Here is a 21,014-nt window from a genome sequence, read left to right as displayed (position 1 = left end):
GCAGTAAAATAAAAAAAACCAACGTTGGCTGATAAACGTTGGCTTTCTTGGATACAAATTAAAGCATTAATTAGAGCATTCTCGCGCCATCGTTTTCCACACCACAGGCTCCCAATAACCACCTGATTTTAAATCTGTTTTTTGCTTCCTGTTAAACTTTGCCGCCAGGTAATACTGAGTATTGGCTTTTACGTCAACTTCGATAATTTTGTAATTCAACATTCCACTGCGACGACGCGTAAACAGATCATCATGGATATTTTCCATTACTTTAATTTTGTGTTTTCCAACTGGTAGAAAAAATGTATGGCTGTTTGACTTTACTGGATCGTCGTCAATCGTATTTACCTTTGCAGGATACAAATCTTTGGTTGTGGGGGTTGGTTTGTTGACACTGACAATACCACATTGCACCGCTTCAGACGTTGCTGATTGCTGGTCTTTAGCGTTCCCTGTGCTGGCAAACAGCGCCATTGCAAAGGTACCAATAGCCACAACGGTATGACGTATTTTCATGAATAGTTCCTCTTCAAAAATGCATTTGGTTCGTCAATTCTGGGTAGAGTAAATCTACTTGTTAAGATAACGAAGCCAATACAAAGTTCCTTAACCCTATCGCGACGTCTTTTAGCTGCAGCTACACTTTAGGGCATTGATTTGATAGTGTTTTTTACACCTCACCATAACGATATGAAAAAAAAACATAAAAATCAAGGAGGTAACTTTGTCATGGTTGATAGCGGCGATATCTATCGGCCGCTTACCGTGTTTAAATGCCTACCTAACCTATATAGTCAGCCATTAACATCAACAAGGTACGATATTTGCTTGTTTCACTTTGCTATATCCTTAGAGCCAACTGGCTTGTCATAGCGCACCAAAACTGTGCACTCGCCTAGTAATAACCAACCGTGACTGCACAATGTTTAAACACGAGGGGATGAACATGTTAAATAAGAAATTTTTTAAAACCAAAAACGAAGCAGAAGTCACCTTTGCCTTCGCCAGAGACGACATCAATGACGTACTTTTATACGCGGACTTTAATAATTGGCAACCGATAAAAATGAGTTATGTTAAGTCGAGCAACAGCTTTAAAGCAAAAGTTCGATTACCCAAAGACTGTGAATTTGAATTTCGCTATCTGCTCAATGGCTCAGAATGGGAAAACGACTACTGTGCTGATGCCTATCGCGCTAATGAATTTGGTAGCGACAATTCGATAGTCTCTACGCATACACACTGCGCTTAGCGGTGTCTGTGGTTTTGGCAGGTGCGCAAGAGACTAGCGTACCTGCCCTCGTATTACTCACCGAGTTATTTTCCGCGACGAAAACCCCGTTAAAAACTTGTTAATAAACAGGTGATTTTTTGTTTTTCTTACCTTACTATCTACTTATTATCAAAATAAAAGGTCGTTACTATGCCCATTACATCACATCGTTATATCAGTAAGTTAACTCGCGATACCTATGCTCTCATTCTCGCAGGTGGCAAAGGATCAAGACTTTACGAATTAACCGATTGGCGAGCCAAACCAGCGACCTTTTTTGGCGGTAAATTTCGCATTATCGACTTTCCACTGTCTAATTGTATTAACTCAGGAATTCGCCGCGTAGGAATTGCCACGCAGTACAAATCTCATTCGCTTATTCGTCATATAAACCGCGCCTGGGGCCACTTCAAAAAGGAGCTTGGTGAATCAGTTGAAATTTTACCGGCATCACAACGCGATGGTGATCGTTGGTATGCAGGTACCGCCGATGCGGTATTCCAAAATATCGATATTATTCGTCATGAACTGCCAAAATACGTGATGATTTTGTCCGGTGACCACGTATACAGAATGGATTACGGTGAATTAATTGCCAAGCATGTTGAAACCGGTGCGGACATGACTGTGTGCTGTATTGAAGTACCAACCGAAGAAGCCGCGGGTGCCTTTGGCGTGATGACTGTCGATGAAGAAAATCGGGTCCAGCGTTTTGACGAAAAGCCCGAACACCCATCACACGTGCCGGGCAAGCCAGGGGTAACGCTAGCATCAATGGGCAATTACGTGTTTAACACCGAGTTTTTGTTTGAACAGTTAAAGCGCGACAACGAAAAAGAATCATCAAGTAAAGATTTTGGCCATGACATCATTCCAGAAATCATAAAAACCAGCAAAGTATACGCTTATCCATTTATCGATTCAGACACCGGTGGCCAACCGTACTGGAGAGATGTTGGTACCTTGGACTCGTTTTGGCAAGCCAATATGGAATTGGTCGAACCTAGCCCGCAGTTAAACATGTATGATGCCAACTGGCCGATTTGGACATACCAAGAACAAACAGCTCCGGCAAAGTTCATTTTTGACGAAGAAAACCGACGCGGTCTAGCGATTAATTCAACGGTGTCAGGTGGTGTCATAGTCTCAGGCGCCACCGTCAAGTCGTCTCTGTTGTTTTCGCAAGTTCGAGTAAATTCATACAGCTACGTTGAGCAAGCGGTGGTTTTGCCGGGTGCGGAGATAGGCCGAAACTGTACCATTAAAAAAGCCATTATCGATCGCAGCGTGGTTGTTCCTGAAGGACTTACCGTTGGCGTCGATAATGAGCAAGACAAAGCCAATGGTTTTCGCGTGACCGAAAAAGGCGTGGTCTTGGTCACGCGAGATATGATTGCCAACTACCTCAGCAAGCAGCAAGGTTAACACGTGAGAGTGTTAATGGTGGCATCGGAAAACGATGCATTGAAAAATGGTAAGGTGGGCGGTATCGGTGACGTGATTCGCGATATTCCTAAGTTCCTAAGTGAACAAGATATCTGTGTTGATGTTATCACACCGGGTTATCAGTACCACGCATTGGCCAATCCTTCGACACTTATTGACGCTGTTGACGTGCCGTTTCGCCAAACTAATGAACGGGTTGATTTATATTATCTCGAGCAGCAAAGCAGTGACAAAATAGGTCAGTATGTTGTTGAAAATAAGCTATTTTGCCAAGGTCAGCCCGGACAAATTTATTTTGACGACGGCGATGATAAACCATTTTATTCCGACGCCAACAAATTCGCTTTATTCTGCGCCAGTATTTGCGAATTATTAATTGGTCCATGGCAAAACCGATATGACGTGGTGCATTTGCACGACTGGCACAGCGCAACAGTTCTTGTGCTCAGCCGATTTGAACCGAGGTACAAGGCGGTTGAGCAATTGCACAGCGTGTATTCTATTCACAATTTAGCCATACAAGGGATACGCCCTTTGACCCAGACAGAGTCGAGTTTGCGCGCTTGGTTCCCCACTCTGCGCTACGACGAGAGTATCTTAGCCGATACGCGCTATAGCGACTGCTACAATCCGACTCGGGCAGCCATAAATTTGGCCAATGTGGTACATGTGGTGTCGCCCACTTATCGCCAAGAAGTCATCCAAGCCAGTGATCCAGACCGAGGTTTTATCGGCGGTGAAGGGTTGGAACAAGACCTGCAGGTCGCCGATCAACAACACCGCTTGGTTGGTATTCTAAACGGCTGTGATTACACACAAACCATACCGCCAATCGTTGCTAATAAAGAACTGCTCACACTTATTAAAGAACAAATCAGCGGGTTACACGGTGTCGATAACTTTGTTCGCGCCTCGCACTTTATTGCCGAAAAACGCTGTCAGCAATGGCAACAACACAACGCAAGTGGGCCGTTAATTATCAGTGTCGGTAGGATCACCGAACAAAAATTAAAATTGGTGTTTGAAACCAGTGAAAGCGGCTATGTACTCGATGACATCATGGATAATTTACAACGTTTTAAGGGGCGTATGATCATTCTAGGATCGGGTGATGCGCAACTTGAGCAAAGAATAACCGAAGTGATGAAACGCCATGACAACCTTCTGTTTATCAATGGCTTTTGTAGCGGCCTTTCTGATCAATTATACGTCAACGGGGATTTGTTTTTGATGCCCAGTTCGTTTGAACCCTGCGGTATTTCACAAATGTTGGCAATGCGCGCAGCAACGCCAGTGATTGCCCACAAAATCGGGGGCTTAAACGATACCGTGATCCACTTGCACAATGGCTTTCTGTTTTCTGGCAACAGTGTGAATGAGCAAGTCAACGGGTTACTCGAAGCTGTCACCTTGGCGTTAACCATGTATCAGCAAGACAAGGTGCAATTTAACAAACTGTGTCAACGAGCAAAAGCCGAGCGTTTTTTGTGGCGCGATTGCATTGATGCTTATATTAGCCTGTTATATCAACCGTCAATGGCGATACCCCCCTAACAGAAAAGCGCAGTCTGCAAATGCTAACTGCGCTTTTATTTAACCACCATAACAGATGTGTTATTTGCCACCTAAATTGGTTCTATCGAGTCGTTTTGAAAACTCATCTTGTTCAATAACAAAATCTGAACAGTGGGTTATGTAAGGGTGATCTTCTAAGAAGATTTCTATCGCTCGACGAACTTTTAATGAAATGAAATCAATTTTGTCATCAAAGAAATTTTTTCGTTGATCTTCACAGTCAAAAATACCAATAACATCGCCATTCGGCGCAAAAATAGGACAACACAATTCCGATTTCACTTTTGCATCACAACGGTAGTAGGGACCGGTATGGTTATCAACATCAGCGATGTAATACGGGCGCTTTTCCATAATGACTCGGGTATTAATAGAGCGTTCGAGATACTCTTCAGAAATATCAAACTCCGCTTTGCTCATTTCACCGTTGTACACATACTTCACTAACTTATCGCCGTGGCGCAGGTAAATGCCAAACCAAAACACGTCGGTCTTAAGGTGAATCCAACGCACCAATCGACTGAGTCGGGCCAATAAATCGAGTAAATGTTTGCGTTGTTGTTGCTCGCTGATACCGTCGGTTTTAGTGAGGTATTGCTCTAAGTTATAGGTACGACCGGGCTCTTTAAAAATAGGACAGGTTCCATCTTCATTGAGTTTGGGTTCAATATAACTGAGTAGGTGTTCGTGATTGTCCAACGCATTAATTGGTTCGTATAAAACCCCAAGAATATCAAACAATCGCATAATAAAAACTCCAATAAATAACAGACCAAGACAGAACTGGGTTAACAAACATAACCACCTAGACATTTAGACATCTAAATGGATAGCTGTATTATACTCAAGTAATCGCATATGCCAACTGTTTTTCGCGCTGTATCACCGATAAGATAGCCCACTGAGCAATAACTATTATCATCTCGTCTAACCGAAACGGTGATTTAATCTGGCTACTGTCATCTAAGTGTTTGCCTTGTACGTACTAAGTACTGTTATACTGATAAAAAAATCACTTGGAACCGCTATGGAAAACGTATCACCACTATCAAGTCAATCATCGACGAAACTGCAATTAAACGACGCTATTATTGATATTATCAACCTTAGATTGCGAACCTATATCGGCTTTAACCCAGAAGAACTAACCAAGCAGCAAGATATCGTTATCAACGCTCAAATCAAGTACCCAGCAAATGATGCGTGTCAAACTGACCAAGAAACCCAAGCGCTAAACTATAAAACGATCACCAAGGCGATGATACATCACGTCGAAGAAGGACATTTTAAGCTGCTTGAAAAATTAACCAGCGATTTGCTTGAAATCTGTATGGAAAACCCATCCGTCAACTTCGCTAAAGTAACGGTAGAAAAGCCACATGCACTGCGCTTTGCTGATTCGGTATCACTAACTCTGAGCGCCAGCCGCAAATAGCGATTGGGAGTGACGCATGCAAGCACACCACAACAAACACACCATTATTATCACTGGAGCGGGACAGAGATTAGGCCTGCATACGGCTAAAGCTTTAATAGCAAAGGGTTATCACCTAGTCATAAGCTACCGCACCCACAAACCAGGTGTCGATGAACTGTCTGAGCTTGGTGCTGACTGCATTCAAGCCGACTTTGCCACTGACCGTGGTATTGGCGACTTTATTGAGACCATCAAGTCGCGCTACGCGAGTATCAGAGCAATCATACACAACGCGTCAGATTGGCACCCTGAAAACGACAAACTCGATGCCAGTGCCCTGATGACGGCGATGATGCAAGTGCATGTCCACGCGCCGTATCAACTGAATCTGGCCTTGGCTCCAGCGTTACAGCGTTTTAGCGAACAACAAAATATGTGCAGCGATATAATCCATTTAACCGATTACGTCGTAGAAACGGGAAGCAGTAAACACATAGCTTATGCCGCCAGTAAAGCAGCCTTGGCCAATCTTGCGTTGTCATTTGCGAAAAAACTTGCCCCACACGTCAAAGTCAACTGTATCGCTCCATCGCTGCTAAGCTTTAACGAATGGGACGATGAACAGTATCGAAAAAAAACGGCGCAAAAATCTCTTCTTGGTATCGTTCCCGGAGAGGCTGAAGGTGTAGAAGCCATTGTGTGGTTACTACACAGCAAATACGTTAATGGCAGAACCATTCACCTTGATGGCGGACGTCACTTGCGATAATTAGAGAGTTTTAGATGAATAAAGTAACAGAGCAGTTAAAGCGTAAAAACAACGATACCTTGATTAGTGATGAGGCATTACTGGTGCAAAAAGCCCTAATTAAGGCTGGCTTGGAAACACCGGTTAAAGACAACTCTCTCACGTCAGAGCAGAAATATCAGCGAATCAAAGCAAGCTATGTCGATATCTGTCAAACTCTAGGGCTCGATCTAAATGACGACAGTTTACAAGAAACGCCACACCGCATTGCAAAAATGTTTATCGGCGAAATATTCAGCGGTTTGGATTATCAGAACTTTCCCAAAGTAACCACCATCGACAATAAAATGAAACTGGACGAAATGGTGATGGTTAGGGATATCGATGTCATTAGTACCTGTGAGCACCACTTTGTCACCATCGATGGCACGGCGAAAGTCGCATATATCCCCAGTGATAAAGTGATCGGTTTGAGTAAAATCAATCGCATTGTGCGATTTTTCGCTCAGCGCCCGCAAGTGCAAGAGCGCCTCACCCAGCAAATATTGATTGCCTTAAAAACCTTACTCAATACCGAACACGTGGCAGTCACCATCAACGCGACCCATTACTGCGTCAAAGCTCGCGGTGTTATGGACAGCAACTCCAGTACCACGACAACGGCTCTAAGTGGCTGTTTTAAAGACAACCTGGCGTCTCGTAGTGAGTTTTTAAAAGGCTAACAAATTCATCTCTTTTTCGTTTGATATATGCCATACTCTAATTCGTTTGTTAAACGGGTGAGTATGGCGATGAAAAAAATAAAGAACGAAGCACAGCTATTGAAAGTAGCCTTACGCGTAGGTGAAAATTACGCGGTAAAACAAGGCTATAACGCTTTTTCGACCACTGATTCTTCAAAGCAAAAAATTGAGGCTCTGTACCGCTTGCTGGTACATGACAAACTCCTTACTGCCGTTCCCGTTGAGCAAGAAAATCTATTGATGATGAAACACAAGCTGGCCCTTTGGGTAGCCAGTAAGTTGCCTGACGAACACCCACTTCGACAATAACACAAAAAAAAGCGCGTACATCGATGTATACGCGCTGTTTATGGTGTTGCATCCGCTAGTTAGATAAGTGCATCAACAAAGTGCTCCCTCCTTTGTTGGCGTCTACCGAGCTTTGCGAGCAACAAAGTGCACCGTAGATGTCGAGCGCTCTAAAAATGCCCCTTCGCAATAACACAAATAATACAACCACAGATTTTTGAAACGCTCATCGTAGCCAAATTTGAGTAATTCCTGCCAACTGGCTAAAAAGCGCATCCGCCAGCAACGCAGTGTTTTAGCGTAATCCAAACCAAAATCGTCAAGTTGATGTAACACCATGTCGGTTTTTTCTTTTAGCTTTTTGCTCATCAGCTCAAGCGATGGCAAAAAGCCACCAGGAAAGATATAGCGCTGAATAAAGTCGACATTGTTGAGGTAATAATCAAAGCGCTGATCAGCTATAGTAATCGCTTGAATCAGCATTTTACCGCCGGGTTTTAGCAACTGATTACACTGACTGAAAAAGTTATCCATATATTCATAACCAACCGCTTCTATCATCTCTATAGAAACCAATTTATCATATTGGCCGGTCAGATCTCTGTAGTCTTTCTTTAACAAGGTAATTTTATCTTCTAGGCCAAGCGATTTTATTTGTTGTTCGGCATAGCGATATTGCTCTTCAGAAATGGTGGTTGTCGTCACATGGACGTCGTAATGCTGTGCTGCATAAACCGCTAAACTGCCCCAACCAGTGCCAATTTCAATCAAATGTTCACCTGCAGTTAGCTCTAGGCGCTGACAAATTTGCTTTAGTTTGTGTTGTTGCGCCTGGGCTAAATCCATTTCGGGATGCGCAAAAATCGCACTTGAATACATCATGGACGGGTCGAGAAAGCGACTATACAGTTCGTTGCCCAAGTCGTAATGGGCTAATATGTTTTGCTTCGAACCCTGATGTGAATTGCGATTTCGACGATGAAAAAGCTTGTTCTTGATCCGACTCACCCACGCCATTTTCTTTTCGAGTTGATCTGTTTGCGATTGCGCTCTGGCAAAAATGCGAATCACCTTGGTTAAATCTGGACTCGACCACAATCCGGCGATGAACGCTTCTGCCGCACCAATACTGCCGCCGCGAACAAATTTTGGATAAGCACTTGGATCGTGAATCTCAATAACCCCTTCAAGCGCTTCGTTATAGCGATGGGGATTCTGTTTACCAAAGTCGACATGAGTATCGCCTTCAATGATGCGCAATGCGCCACCGTCGAGTTTGTTTAAAATACTAAATACCAGTTGGCGACAACGATTCTGTAACCATGTTGACGATGTTGTCGTTTTATTTGTTACTATGCCTTCCACGTCTAATCCTGTTTTAATTCATCTTGTTATTGACTATTGGTCAACCTTACCTCATTTAAACTACAGATAAAGTCGCCTTAATTACGCCTTTTAACTAATTTGCATAGAGCTGCTTATTGCCCGTGTTGATAGGGAATAAACTTAATGCGCTTTAGCAGTAATTTAGCTGCTTGATAATAAATGCCCGCGACCACTTTCAAGGTCATCGCAGGTAATTGTAGCCACACCTTGAACATGTGCTTAGCCGATAATGGCAACGCCTGTAAGGCGAGCGTTGCATCAAACACCTTATCTCCAGAATCTCGTTTATTATCTATATGAATCAAAAGCTTGCTGTCATCATTTGACGGCGGCTTGATGCGCCAATGATACTGCATCGCCAAATCCATAAACGGAGAGACGTGGAAATTTTTATCGGTGATCTTTTCTTGCTGCATATCAATTAAATAGTAGTGACGCTCATTCCATGGCGTATTACTCACCTCTGCGAGCATGTAGCGACATTGTTCTGAGTCAGCGTGGTAGCAAAAGTAAAAGTTGGCCGGTGAAAAATACAAACCAAAGCAACGCGCTTGCACCAGCATAACAATGTCGCCGTCAAAAGGTGAACCGCCTAACGACGCTACTTTTTTACAAATACGTTGTCTGAGCGTACCGAGTTCACCTACCACATAGTCTTGCTCAACAAAACGCACTGGATTGAACCATTTATAGCCAAAAATTCGGCCAAAGTTCTTTTGCTCAGTAACATCATCAACGTTTAAGGCCAACATGTATAACTGGTAGTTAAAATGATGTGCCTTTGGGGTGAAGCGTCGATGCCTAACTGTGCCTCGATATACCTGGCTTGAGTGATACTGTGCCATTACTCTACCCTGTTCCCGACAGCCACTATAAATCAATGCCAAAGCGCTTACCCACATCAACTGCACTGCGCACGCCGTCTTCGTGAAAACCGTTGTACCAATACGCCCCGGCAAAATGGGTGTTATTGTGTCCACAAATGGTTTCGCGTTTTTGTTGTGCTTGCATTGACTGCACGTTAAATACGGGGTGGTGGTAAACGAAACTTTGCAAGATCTTGTCTTTGGCAATTGCCTCATTTTGATTCAATGTGACGCAAAATGTGGTATCTGAATTTAGCCCTTGCAATATATTCATATTGTAGGTCACGCTGGCGGGTTTATCTCGCTGTGCTGACAATTGATAATTCCAACTCGCCCATGCTTTTCGACGTTGCGGTAATAAACCGATGTCGGTGTGAAGTACGACATCATTCGCACTGTAGGCTATATCTCCCAACACTTGTTGCTCTGCCTCTGACGCATCGCCGAGTAATTGCAATGCCTGATCTGAGTGGCAAGCGATAACCACTTCATCAAATTGGTGAGATGTGCCATCGCCCATGGTAATGGTGATACCATTGTCGCGTACCACCGAGACAATATCGGCATTGAGGGTGATATTGTTTTTAAAAGGCTCTATCAACGGCTCGATATACTGCCGAGAGCCACCTGGAATTACGTACCATTGTGGCCTATCTGCTATGTTTAGCAATCCGTGATTGTGGAAAAACTGAACAAAGAAGTGAAACTGAAATTGATTCATCTGTTCCAGTGAGCTTGACCAAATAGCAGCGCCCATGGGTAGGATGTAATGTTCGGCAAAAAAGTCGTTGAAGCCTTGTTGTTCGAGAAACTCACCAAGAGTCAGCTCAACATCGTAATCCGCTTGCTGATAGGCTAATTTACACGCCTTGTTAAAACGCAAGATATCTCTCACCAAACGCCAAAACGCAGGTCGCAATAGGTTGCGACGCTGAGCAAACAAGGTGTCTAAGTTATGACCGTTATACTCCAATTTACTCTTAACATTATGCACTGAAAAGCTCATTTCAGTCTCTTGACGCTCGATACCGAGTTTTGCCAGTAGTTTGAGGAAGTTTGGATAGGTTTTATCGTTGTAAACGATAAAACCGGTGTCAATAGCATAGTCTTTGCCATCTACAGTAACATCCACGGTGGCTGTGTGACCGCCAATATAATTATTTTTTTCAAACACCTGTACGTGGTGTTTTTGCGATAGTAACCAGGCACTGGTCAAGCCAGATATGCCCGAGCCAATAACAGCTATTTTTTTCATTTGCTTTAGCTCCTGCAAGCAATTTTAGTCCATAGTTTTGTCGGAATAAACGATAATAATGACAACAACCACGTTAACCGTTTGGGAAATTCTAAGTAGGCTTTACCTTGGTTTACGCCTTTAAAGATTCGCTCTGCCGCCTCGTCGCTCGACAATAAAAATGGCATATCGAAATCATTTTTATCGGTCAATGGCGTTTTTATAAAACCAGGATGAACCAAGGTAACGTCTATGTTATGGCGGTGCAAATCGATGCGTAAACTATTGGCGAGATAGTCCATTGCGGCCTTGGAAGCCCCGTAGGCTTCGGCGCGAGGCAACGCTAATTTAGTAACGCTAGAAGAGACAAACACGATGCGCGAACCGGATTCAAGCCGAGGGATCAACAACTCGAGTAAGGTCGCTACCGACAGTATATTTATATTCATCACCCGCTTGAATAAGCTGGCATCAAACGCTTTTACATCATCGATGTACTCACAATCACCGGCATTAATGATCACTAAATCAGGTGTTGATGCTCGCTCTAATGCGCGTTCAGTGGCCTGTTGATCAGTTAAGTCAAAGGCCAGTGATGTTATCGCGTTATGTGTGGCCAACTCATTGAGCTTATCTTCATTTCGACCACAAGCAACAACTTGGTAGCCGTGCTTTGCGTACTTATGGGCAAGCGATAAACCAATGCCCGACGTTGCCCCAGTGATCATCACGTTCATTGACCTGCCCTTTTTTTGATCGCCTTAATCATGCGCCCGACAACGGGGATGTGTTCATACAACATCGCCCCTACGTCGACGTAGTCGCGGTGATAAATAACCTTGTCGTTCGCTGCTTTTAAATGACTGTGCCCTTCAACAGATACCGGCTTACCACCATTCAATTTGGGGTGGGTGTACACCATATGCCAATAAAGCGCAGCCTGATCTTGGTTCGCTATGACGTTGTCAATGGTAAAACGGCACTCACTAAGATTGGTGTACAGTGCGTCAAAGTAGTGTTGTAAGTTATCGAACCCCTGTACCTTGTGCATAGGGTCTTCAAACGCCACATCAGTGTCATATATGTCGTTTAAGTTTTCTAGGTTATCCACACCGAGGCTCTCATACACTTGAATAAAATTAGATAACCAATTTGGCAGGCTAGAGTGGACAAAGGTCTGTTGCGTCGCTGTATTATCCATAATATTACCCTTCTTGTTAACGTGCTCATGTCCGCCTATAAATATTTTGCGTTGCTACTACTTTCAACATTGCCTCGCTAACGATCAAATCAAGTGGTATTCCTGTGTTTCACAATAACTTAGGATACTTTATAACTTACATTAAATCAGTTGCTTACGCTATTAAAAGTAGCTTGTTAGGCTTAACCCTTGCCCTCCCATTGAACTTCCATAGTACCCGAGGTTAATCAAAAGAAGTGGGTGTTACGCCTTATCAAGCCTGTTTGTAGAACTCTAATGCCGCCAAACGCGCTTGTTTGTGATCCACTATCGCCGGCCAGTAGCAATCAGACGATTGCTCTTTGGCCAAGAACTGATGCGGAAAATGAATATATTTATCAGGCACATGAGCTAACTCTGGAATGTACTTACGAATAAATATACCGTTGGGATCAAACTTTTCACTTTGGCTGATAGGGTTAAAAATGCGAAAATAAGGTTGCGCATCACAGCCAGTGCCAGCCGCCCATTGCCAACCACCGTTATTTGCTGCTAAGTCGCCATCGATCAAGTGCTGGCTGAAAAACTGTTCACCCAATCGCCAATCGAGCAAAAGGTGTTTCGATAAAAAGCTGGCAACAATCATTCTCAACCGATTGTGCATCCACCCTGTTTTGACCAACTGTCGCATTGCCGCATCGACTATGGGGTAGCCTGTTTTGCCTTGTTGCCAAGCAAGGAGATTTGCCGCGTTGCCAACCCAAGGCAAATCATCGTATTTAGCATTAAAGCTTTTGCCTTTGGCGAGCTTGGGAAAATGATCTAACAAATGCCGATAAAACTCACGCCAGATAATTTCATTTAACCAGCAAAAAGTGCCGCCCGATTGGTGGCTCAATACTTCAGGATCGCGTCGAAGTAATGCTCTAACTACTGTTTTGGCGCTGATCGCTCCAATCGCCAAATATGGTGAAAGACCCGAGGTAGCTTTTACCGAAGGAATATCCCGTAAGGTTTGATAATCGGTAACTTTTTCGGATAAAAAAGTGGGTAAAACCTGATTTAAATAGTCGTTTGCTAAAGGCCACTGGGCCGAGCTTATGGTATCAAATGCGGTTTTAAACGTTATCTCTCTCGCCTCTTCAGCTACAGGAGTGCTATACGGCACACGAGTCGGTTCAATGAGCTGGTCATAATGGTCTATCAGATACGAAAGCCACGCTTTTTTAAACGGGGTAAACACTTTAAACATCTGTCCCTGCTTATTTAATACCTTACCCTTGGGTACGATTACATCAGCCTCAAACAGCGTTAACGACAATGGCAGTTGACTAACCGCCTCATCGCGTTGACGTTCATTCACTTCAAGCTCTTGATTGGCAATTATATGGTTGATCTGGTGCTGTTGGCAGTATTGCTGTAAGAATATTACTTGTTGCTGGAAATCATCAACTTCAACCACATCGAGCTCAATACCTAAGTGAGCTAGCTGTTGTTGTAATAGCTGCAGATGGCGCAGAATAAAGTCGACCTTAATGGGAGCCATGTTATGTGATCGCCACTGTTTCGGCGTGGTCATAAAAATGGCTCGTTTAGTCTGCTGGGCCAAGGCGAAATCGAGCGCAGGATTGTCGTCAATGCGAACATCACTGCGCAGCCATAGCAGGGAGTTAGTAACCATAGCGCAACTTGAGATCGGCTGGATAAGGATCTAAGTAAAATTGTTCGGCTAAGTAATCCTTGGGAAACTCTCGCTGATAGTGTTTGATCAAAGTTAAAGGTGCTATTAGCGGCAGCACCCCGTTGCGGTAGTCGTCGATCTGCTGAGCTAACTCTTGTTTTTGCTCAGATGTTAACTCTTTGGAAAAATAACCTTGTAAGTGTTGTAAGGTATTCGCATGCTTCTTGCGAGTGGCTATTTTTTTCAGCGCTGACATCAATCCGGCGATGTATTGCGATGCCATCTGCTCAAGTTCGATATCCGCGTCGGCAAGTAAGCGCCCCAATTGCTTATAAGCAATCAAATCATGGCTCATCAAGGTGTATTTGTAACGGGCGTGAAACTGGGTCAACGCGTGTTTTGACAAGCCTCGTTTGTTTAATTGTTGCCAATCTCGGTATGCAAAAACCCGCGCCACAAAGTTTTCTCTGATCAAAGCGTCGTTTAAGCGACCGTTTTCTTCGCAGGGTAATAAAGGGTTGGCTTTCATCACCTCTTTGGCAAAAGCGCCAACACCATCCGAAGTCGAGCCTTTGCCATCCTCGCTATACACTTTGACCCGCTCCATACCACAACTTGGGCTTTTCGCACAAAAAATATAGCCGCTAAAATTTTCTGCCACTTTGGCTACGCGCTTGCCGTATTCAGCTAGCGCCTCAGTCACATCACCACTGCCATCAGGTCTGGCAACAATGATCATATCGTCTTTTTTTATTTGACGAATCGTCGGTCTAGGAACTGGAAGCCCGATTGCAACTTCAGGACAAAATGCTCTGTATTGCACGTGTTTTCCCAACTCTTTCACGCAAAAGTGCGATGTTTTCGCACTTGAGTCAAAGCGAACTTGCTGTCCGACTAAACAAGCACTGATACCGATAGTAATTGGAGTCGCCATAATAGTGTCCACCTTAAAGTTTGTAATCGTTATAGCGTTTATTACGAGTCAGTTATTAGTATAGATTAATGGCAATCACATTTTGTTATCAATAAAGACAGAGAGGTCAGTGCTAAACTGCTTATTCTGAAAAAAAAGCGATATAGAAACAGAGAAAACTCGGCCATCAAAAAGCCCGCAATAAATGCGGGCTTGTTCACATCGATGCGAGTTGTAGTCTCTGGGCGCCTCAATTGATGTCACGCAAATGAGTAAAGGGCCAGTGACATCCTCTCTTAATACAGATAACTCGCAAACGGATTCAATAATTTGTTCAACCCTTGGGTAAAATGCAGAGCATCATTAGCCACGGTAAAACACAGACAGCCATCTTCAGTTTTGGGATGGTGTTTGTGCTCTGCGTCCAACAAAATAAAGTCACCCTTCTCATAACTCCCCATTTCATCACTGAAACTGCCCTCGAGTAGCAAGGTTACCTCATAGCCCTTATGGGTGTGTTCAGGTACTTCGCCCCCTGCATCAATGTGCAATAAGCTGGCGTGAATGTCACCTTCTTCAAGATCCATTCGAGCTCTGGTTAGTTTCCCTAACCGAGTTGCATTACCCATAGGCATATTCGTTAACACGCGGGGTAGTTCCACTGTTTTTCCGCCAAGATCAATGGTTTTCACCGCCTGCTGAACATCAACCGCAATATCATCACTCAAGGTTATCTCGTCAATCATCGCCATCATGTCAAGATCAGCTGCCATATCTGATGTTGAATTGGCAATGTCGGTACCGAAGGTCCCTTGCGACTCAAACGCGCCCTGTTTCGTGGCTTTATCCTGTTCAAATAAACGGTGCGCATTGACATCGGTTTGAGCGTTTACTGCTTGTTGGCAGCATTGGCACATTTGAGTGTGCATCGCCACTGCAGCAGACATTGACGCTGGTAGCTCACCACTAACAAACGCCTGCAACAACTCATTTGATGGGTGGTGTTTAATCATAACTGTTCTCCAATCTGCTTGCGTAGCTTGTTCAACGCTAGACGCAACCGAGACTTGACGGTTCCCAAAGGTAAATCAAGGTGCTCAGCCAATTGCTCTTGCGACATTTCCATGAAATAGAAACCTTTAATAACTTGTTTCTGATTTTCTGGTAATAAATCCAAATAGTCCAAAATTTGCTTCGACTGCAAGTGATCATCAAATGGTTGCTCTTCTACCTGAGCTGCCTCGACCATTGGCCAAATGTCGTCACTTAAGTTGTCTTCTTTTTTCGATTTCTGCTTGCGCAATAAATCGAAGGTGACATTTCTCATCACCGTATAAACCCACGTCGTGGGAGCCCCTTTCTCGGCACTGTATAAGTGCGCTTTTCGCCACACATTGGTCATGGTTTCTTGCACCACTTCATTTGACAGTGCTTCATTGGTGAACTTACTCGTCGCTATGCGCTGGATTTTGGGGGCAAAGAACTTGAACAAGTGAGTGAATGCCACTTTATCCCGCTTTTCTGCCACCGCAATCAGCCAAGTTACTAGCTGCTGATGGTCTATTTCTTCCGTCATCGAAACTGATCTCGCCGATCTTAATTGAGTTGATGACCTTGATGTTAGCATAGTTAACGCCATAGAAAACCCTGATAAGCTATACATTTAGAACGTCTTACGGCTTTAGAAAAAGATCGGATCAATATTTACGAGAGATTTTCGATGTTTTTTTGCTCGATTATCACCGAGCTTAAAAAGTCAACCACATCGTCAGCACTGGAGGATTTAGCAAAGTGGTCTTTTTCTTCGACGCTGATCGGAAAAAGCTCCAGCCAACGTGCGCAAACCCAATTGGGCTGGTCAAAATAGGTTGTCTTGTAAAGCTGGCTGAGCTCATCGGTTTGTGAAAACAGCTTGCGCAATTGCTCAGCAAAGATTTTAACATGAGTACCAGCTGAAATAGGTGGCCAGTGATCGATTTTCGCCATTGTCGCCAACAATAGGTTATCTAAGTTTCGTTCAAACTGACTCAAGTGCACCAGAGAACGACATTTGACGTCAATGACCAGCAAATTGTCGCTGCCTAGTTGAAAATCACAAATTTCTACCCAACTCCCCCACTCGCCAACACACGGCGATTGTTGAGGTCGGTATAAACCGATGACAAAACCGTCTGTTAAATGAGCGTTTTTAACCATGTTTAAATACCGTTGCTCAAAAATTCTCAAGCGCGTAACGCCGCCGGGCAACAAATAAACAGGTAATGGAAAAACGGGTATTTTCATAACGCTGAGCGCCTCCTTTGTGTACTGTCAATTAGTACGCAAGCGCAATCGAGTTTGATCACTGGTTCAACAGTTATAGCGGTCATTTTTGTGGCGATAGTGACAAAGCGCAATGGCTTGATCGATAAACCGCTTACAAATCGACCACACCAGCCCCATTAAGTAGCTCAGGCTCTGTTTTAGCATGTGTTTCAAGCCCGTTTTAGCGAATAGTTAGCCTATGGCTTGGCAAGGGGTTACAAGTTTTTAAAAGCGCCCTCTCGGATCACAAAAGCCCTCTAATACCAGAGGGCTTTTAATTTATCTGTTACGATTTACTGAGTCGTGTCTAACCTGGCTTAAGCCTCAGTAAGTACATTTGTGGTCAATATGTAGGCCTTATAAGTCCTAGGTTAGGTCACCACATCTACTCAGTGATCACCGCGTCGATAACGTGAATCACACCATTACTGGCATAAATGTTGGTTAACACCACCTTAGCACCTGACACGGTAATCATCCGCGACGTTTCATCAATGCCGAAAGTCACTGTTTCACCGCCTAGTGTTTCCACCATTTGACCGTTTGCACCATAGGCATCCGTTGCCGTTAAGGCCGCGCCGCTGATCACGTGCAATTCTAAGATATCAGTCAACGCTGGAATATCATTTAACAGAGCCTCCAAGGTGCCATCAGGCAGCGCCTCAAATGCCGCATTAGTTGGCGCAAAAACGGTGAAAGTAGCACTTTCATCGCTTAATGCGTCGACCAAGCCGGCAGCAGATACCGCACTAACTAAGGTAGACAAATTACCGGTAGCCACCGCAATTTCGGCAATGGTTTTGTCGGTGCTGTCGGTCGAATCTTGAGGCAAGATAACTCGGTCAACAACGTGAATAGTACCATTGTCAGCAACCACATCAGCGGTTTGCACCATGGCGCCATTGACATACAGTTTTCCGTCAACGGTTGACAGAGCCAAGTTCGACGAATTAGCCGTTTCTACTTGATTGCTCATCGATGCAGCCACTTCTAACGCAGTGGTTGAATCGACATTGCCAGCTAACACGTGATAAAGCAAAATGTTGGTTAACGTATCACTGTCTTCTAATAGCGCGCGAACGGTGCCCTCTGGTAATAACGCAAAGGCGTCATCGGTTGGAGCGAATACCGTATAGCTTGCATCAAGGTCTCCAAGGGTTTCGTCTAAACCCGTTGCTTCCAAGGCGGCAAGCAAGGTAGTAAAGTTGCCGTTTTCACGAGCTAAATCAATAAGACTAGTGCGTGGCTCAGGTAACTCTAAGTCGCCTACAACCACACTATCGATAACGTGAATCACGCCGTTGGTGGTATAAATATCTTTGACAATAACCTTGGCACCACCAAAAGTGATAATACCGGTGTCTGGCTCTACAGCCACACCAATCTTAGCACCTGATGCGGTACTAACCATTTGACCGTTAGCAGCGTACGCATCGATAGAAGACAAACTTGCATCGGCTATCACGTGTTGCAATAACAAGGCGTTTAACGCATCACTATCAGCCAAAATTTGATCGAGCACATCAGGGTCGATGGCAGCAAACGCATCATTAGTTGGTGCGAAAACAGTAAATGTCGCACTTTCGTCTGCTAACGTATCCACCAAACCTGCTGCAGTGAGGGCGTCGACAAGTGTTGACAGATTTTCGTCACCGAGGGCTGCATCAACGATAGTACCAGTAGCTTCGTTCATTTGTGGAGGTAAAATAACGTTGTCGATTACGTGAATGACACCGTTACTAGCCTGAACATTAGCAGGGCCAACCATTGCACCATTAATATACAAAGCACCGTCAACAAACGACAGAGCCGCGTTGTTACCGTTAACGGTCATCACTTGATTGTCACCTGAACGCGCAACACCAATGGCCGCATCTGACTGAACTTTACCTTCAACTACGTGGTACAGCAAAATAGACGCCAAGGCATCAGTATCGTTCAGTAACGCTTCAACTGTGCCGGCCGGCAACTTGTCAAAGGCCGCATTAGTTGGCGCAAACACGGTATAGTTATTGTTGGTATCAGCTAACACACTGTCCAGCCCCGAAGCTTGCAATGCCGCAACGAGAGTAGAAAAGTCATTTACCGACGCCGCCACCTCAGTGATCGACGCTTGCGGAGCCGGAACCATTACATCACCAATGAGTACCGTATCAATAACGTGAATAATGCCGTTGGTGGTGTAAATGTCTTTCACCACAACCTTAGCGCCATTGATGTACAAACCATCGTCAGCTTGATTAATGTTGATATCAACCATGGCCCCTGAGGCTGTCTCAGCTGATTGACCGTTTAACGTGTAGGCGGTCACCGAATCAACGGCACTTCCCGCGATAACGTGTTGAGTCAAAATGGCAGTTAATGCGTCGCTATCGGCTAACAGCGCCTGTAACGTTGCATCGCTAAACAAAGCGAACGCGTCGTCTGTCGGTGCGAACACAGTAAAGGTTTGACTTTCGTCGGCTAGCAGGGTGTCTAGCCCAGCTGCTTGTAGCGCCGCAACGAGTGTTGTGAAGTTGCCAGCGGCAACAGCTGTGTCAACGATGTTGGCGGTTGGTTCACCCATCGCGGCAGGTGGCATCAGTACCGCGTCGAGAACGTGAATGACACCGTTACTCGCTTCAATGTCGGTTGCGGTGACTGTCACAGTATTGACGAGTAAGTTATCGCCGCTTAATGACAAAGCGATTGGAGCGCCATTAACGGTAGTTACCGTTGAGCCCGCAGCATCGACAGCCGCACTGGAATTTACTTGCGAGTCCAGTACGTGATACGTCAACACTTGCGTCAGTGTGTCAGGGTCACTCAACAACTGATTGACTACGTCTTCACCGAGTAACTCAAAGGCATCATCAGTGGGCGCAAATACGGTATAACTGGCGTTTTCATCTGCGAGCGTTGCGTCTAAACCTGTCGCCTCTAACGCAGCCACCAAGGTGGTGAATTCGCCGGCTTCAATTGCGGTTTCAACAATATTTGACTTGTCTGAGTCAATGATGACATGTTTTTTATCGCCGTCGCTATCACACGCAGTGATGACAGACAGCAGGAACACGGGTAAAATGATCTTATTGATCCTCTTCATCTTATTTTCCTCTGTTATGAAATTGTGTCGCGCAATACAATACTAGAAGGATTTTGAAAAGGATCAATTTTTAAACAATTTTGATTTGACCGCCTTAAACTGTGAAAAATAAAGCGACCAATGACAACTAAGAACATGAATAGATTTGTTTTTTAGCCACACTTAGCAATTCGCTTAGTCAGCTGGTCGCGCTAAATACACCGCGTTAACACATCTGCTCTACTGCCGTGAAAAAAGGCGGACAAGTAGTATTTAATTAACGGTAAATTTTAACTGCTGAGCTCGGTGTTCAACCCAAATTAATTGCTCAGTGGCGAAACCCAAATTCGCACTCATCTGAATAAATTTTTGCTTGATTGACTCTGGCACCTGTGGCTGTCTGCTGAGCAGCCATAAATAGTCGTGATTGTACCCACTGACAAAGGCATATTGATAATCAGCATCTAGGTAAAAAATGACATAAGAACTGTAAAAGGGACCAAAAAACGATACTTTTAAATGTCCAATAGAGCTGTTATCAACAAAAACCGCCTGTCCTTTTGACTGACGCCACGCCTGCTTTTTTGTGTCAAAACCTCGATTGAGTACGATCACACTTTTATCATCGGCAATCGCGTAATTGGCGCTAACTTGATTCATATTTCGCTCAAACGAATGATCTAGGCGAGCGATTTCATACCAGGTGCCAAGGTATTTGCTCAAATCAAAATTATCGACGGGTTTAACGTTTTCCGGCACAGATGTGCACGAAAATAGGCTGATTAACAAACTGACAATAAACCAATGTTTCATAGCTATCTTCGGTAACCCGTTCTCTTCGGCTAAAAATTGCCGTTGGCAATAAGACGTGGATACACGTATAGCACGAGTCAGGC

Annotated in this window: 21 protein-coding genes; 7 read left to right on the top strand and 14 right to left on the bottom strand. The window is 44.3% G+C overall.

Annotated elements, in window-relative coordinates; genetic code table 11:
* Nucleotides 1-66: 66 nt before the first annotated feature.
* Nucleotides 67-516: a hypothetical protein gene (locus ACAY30_RS03815; protein WP_290250766.1), complete on the bottom strand. Its 450-nt coding sequence runs from the start codon at nucleotides 514-516 to the stop codon at nucleotides 67-69.
* A gap of 430 nt (nucleotides 517-946) precedes the next feature.
* On the opposite strand from ACAY30_RS03815, the gene ACAY30_RS03810 reads away from it, so the two are divergent.
* The 3 genes from ACAY30_RS03810 (at nucleotide 947) to ACAY30_RS03800 (ending at nucleotide 4,273) form a co-directional block, all read left to right on the top strand.
* Entirely contained in the window at nucleotides 947-1,252 is a 306-nt protein-coding gene (locus ACAY30_RS03810) for an isoamylase early set domain-containing protein (RefSeq protein WP_290250767.1), read from the top strand.
* A gap of 171 nt (nucleotides 1,253-1,423) precedes the next feature.
* Entirely contained in the window at nucleotides 1,424-2,698 is a 1,275-nt protein-coding gene (glgC, locus tag ACAY30_RS03805; protein ID WP_290250768.1) for a glucose-1-phosphate adenylyltransferase, read from the top strand.
* Between the two features lie 3 nt (nucleotides 2,699-2,701).
* On the top strand, nucleotides 2,702-4,273 hold the full coding sequence (locus tag ACAY30_RS03800) for a glycogen synthase (protein ID WP_290250769.1): 1,572 nt from the start codon (nucleotides 2,702-2,704) through the stop codon (nucleotides 4,271-4,273).
* Nucleotides 4,274-4,333: 60 nt separating this feature from the next.
* Here ACAY30_RS03800 and ACAY30_RS03795 read toward each other — a convergent pair whose 3' ends face one another.
* Nucleotides 4,334-5,041, bottom strand: a complete 708-nt coding sequence (locus ACAY30_RS03795; RefSeq protein WP_290250770.1) for a GAF domain-containing protein — start codon at nucleotides 5,039-5,041, stop codon at nucleotides 4,334-4,336.
* 280 nt (nucleotides 5,042-5,321) lie between these two features.
* Between ACAY30_RS03795 and folX the strand changes: the two genes are divergently transcribed.
* From folX to ACAY30_RS03775, 4 genes are all read left to right on the top strand, one after another.
* Nucleotides 5,322-5,729 carry a dihydroneopterin triphosphate 2'-epimerase gene (gene folX / locus ACAY30_RS03790; RefSeq protein WP_290250771.1) on the top strand — a complete coding sequence of 136 codons (408 nt, stop codon included), beginning with the start codon at nucleotides 5,322-5,324 and terminating at the stop codon, nucleotides 5,727-5,729.
* Between the two features lie 16 nt (nucleotides 5,730-5,745).
* A complete protein-coding gene (folM, locus tag ACAY30_RS03785; protein ID WP_290250772.1) occupies nucleotides 5,746-6,480 on the top strand; it encodes a dihydromonapterin reductase in 735 nt (244 codons plus the stop codon).
* A 14-nt stretch (nucleotides 6,481-6,494) separates the two neighbouring features.
* Complete coding sequence (gene folE / locus ACAY30_RS03780; protein WP_290250773.1) at nucleotides 6,495-7,181, top strand: GTP cyclohydrolase I FolE; 687 nt, start codon at nucleotides 6,495-6,497, stop codon at nucleotides 7,179-7,181.
* A gap of 69 nt (nucleotides 7,182-7,250) precedes the next feature.
* Nucleotides 7,251-7,511 (top strand): DUF5062 family protein, encoded by a 261-nt coding sequence (locus ACAY30_RS03775; protein ID WP_290250774.1) that lies wholly within the window; start codon nucleotides 7,251-7,253, stop codon nucleotides 7,509-7,511.
* Between the two features lie 102 nt (nucleotides 7,512-7,613).
* Here ACAY30_RS03775 and ACAY30_RS03770 read toward each other — a convergent pair whose 3' ends face one another.
* From ACAY30_RS03770 to ACAY30_RS03715, 12 genes are all read right to left on the bottom strand, one after another.
* Complete coding sequence (locus ACAY30_RS03770; protein ID WP_290250775.1) at nucleotides 7,614-8,855, bottom strand: cyclopropane-fatty-acyl-phospholipid synthase family protein; 1,242 nt, start codon at nucleotides 8,853-8,855, stop codon at nucleotides 7,614-7,616.
* Between the two features lie 113 nt (nucleotides 8,856-8,968).
* On the bottom strand, nucleotides 8,969-9,721 hold the full coding sequence (locus ACAY30_RS03765) for a DUF1365 domain-containing protein (protein WP_290250776.1): 753 nt from the start codon (nucleotides 9,719-9,721) through the stop codon (nucleotides 8,969-8,971).
* A gap of 25 nt (nucleotides 9,722-9,746) precedes the next feature.
* Nucleotides 9,747-10,997 carry an NAD(P)/FAD-dependent oxidoreductase gene (locus ACAY30_RS03760; RefSeq protein WP_290250777.1) on the bottom strand — a complete coding sequence of 417 codons (1,251 nt, stop codon included), beginning with the start codon at nucleotides 10,995-10,997 and terminating at the stop codon, nucleotides 9,747-9,749.
* Between the two features lie 5 nt (nucleotides 10,998-11,002).
* Entirely contained in the window at nucleotides 11,003-11,713 is a 711-nt protein-coding gene (locus tag ACAY30_RS03755; protein WP_290250778.1) for an SDR family NAD(P)-dependent oxidoreductase, read from the bottom strand.
* Nucleotides 11,710-12,177, bottom strand: a complete 468-nt coding sequence (locus ACAY30_RS03750; protein ID WP_290250779.1) for a nuclear transport factor 2 family protein — start codon at nucleotides 12,175-12,177, stop codon at nucleotides 11,710-11,712. Before ACAY30_RS03750 ends, ACAY30_RS03755 begins: the two co-directional genes overlap by 4 nt.
* A 253-nt stretch (nucleotides 12,178-12,430) precedes the next feature.
* Nucleotides 12,431-13,837 carry a deoxyribodipyrimidine photo-lyase gene (gene phrB / locus ACAY30_RS03745; RefSeq protein WP_290250780.1) on the bottom strand — a complete coding sequence of 469 codons (1,407 nt, stop codon included), beginning with the start codon at nucleotides 13,835-13,837 and terminating at the stop codon, nucleotides 12,431-12,433.
* Complete coding sequence (locus tag ACAY30_RS03740) at nucleotides 13,827-14,771, bottom strand: DUF523 and DUF1722 domain-containing protein (RefSeq protein WP_290250781.1); 945 nt, start codon at nucleotides 14,769-14,771, stop codon at nucleotides 13,827-13,829. The genes phrB and ACAY30_RS03740 overlap by 11 nt, the downstream gene beginning before the upstream one ends.
* Before the next feature lie 275 nt (nucleotides 14,772-15,046).
* Nucleotides 15,047-15,763 carry a ChrR family anti-sigma-E factor gene (locus tag ACAY30_RS03735; protein WP_290250782.1) on the bottom strand — a complete coding sequence of 239 codons (717 nt, stop codon included), beginning with the start codon at nucleotides 15,761-15,763 and terminating at the stop codon, nucleotides 15,047-15,049.
* Nucleotides 15,760-16,326, bottom strand: coding sequence for a sigma-70 family RNA polymerase sigma factor (locus ACAY30_RS03730; RefSeq protein ID WP_371190087.1), 567 nt, complete (start codon nucleotides 16,324-16,326; stop codon nucleotides 15,760-15,762). Before ACAY30_RS03730 ends, ACAY30_RS03735 begins: the two co-directional genes overlap by 4 nt.
* A gap of 128 nt (nucleotides 16,327-16,454) precedes the next feature.
* Nucleotides 16,455-17,033 (bottom strand): LON peptidase substrate-binding domain-containing protein, encoded by a 579-nt coding sequence (locus tag ACAY30_RS03725; protein WP_290250784.1) that lies wholly within the window; start codon nucleotides 17,031-17,033, stop codon nucleotides 16,455-16,457.
* Nucleotides 17,034-17,439: 406 nt separating this feature from the next.
* Nucleotides 17,440-20,139: a fasciclin domain-containing protein gene (locus ACAY30_RS03720; RefSeq protein WP_290250785.1), complete on the bottom strand. Its 2,700-nt coding sequence runs from the start codon at nucleotides 20,137-20,139 to the stop codon at nucleotides 17,440-17,442.
* A gap of 252 nt (nucleotides 20,140-20,391) precedes the next feature.
* Nucleotides 20,392-20,931 (bottom strand): lipocalin family protein, encoded by a 540-nt coding sequence (locus tag ACAY30_RS03715; protein WP_290250786.1) that lies wholly within the window; start codon nucleotides 20,929-20,931, stop codon nucleotides 20,392-20,394.
* Between the last annotated feature and the right edge of the window lie 83 nt (nucleotides 20,932-21,014).

This window comes from Thalassotalea ponticola, from assembly GCF_041379045.1.
Lineage (GTDB): Bacteria > Pseudomonadota > Gammaproteobacteria > Enterobacterales > Alteromonadaceae > Thalassotalea_A > Thalassotalea_A ponticola.
The sequence above is the reverse complement of the archived record's forward strand: the minus strand, read 5'-3'. Positions and strand labels throughout refer to the sequence as shown.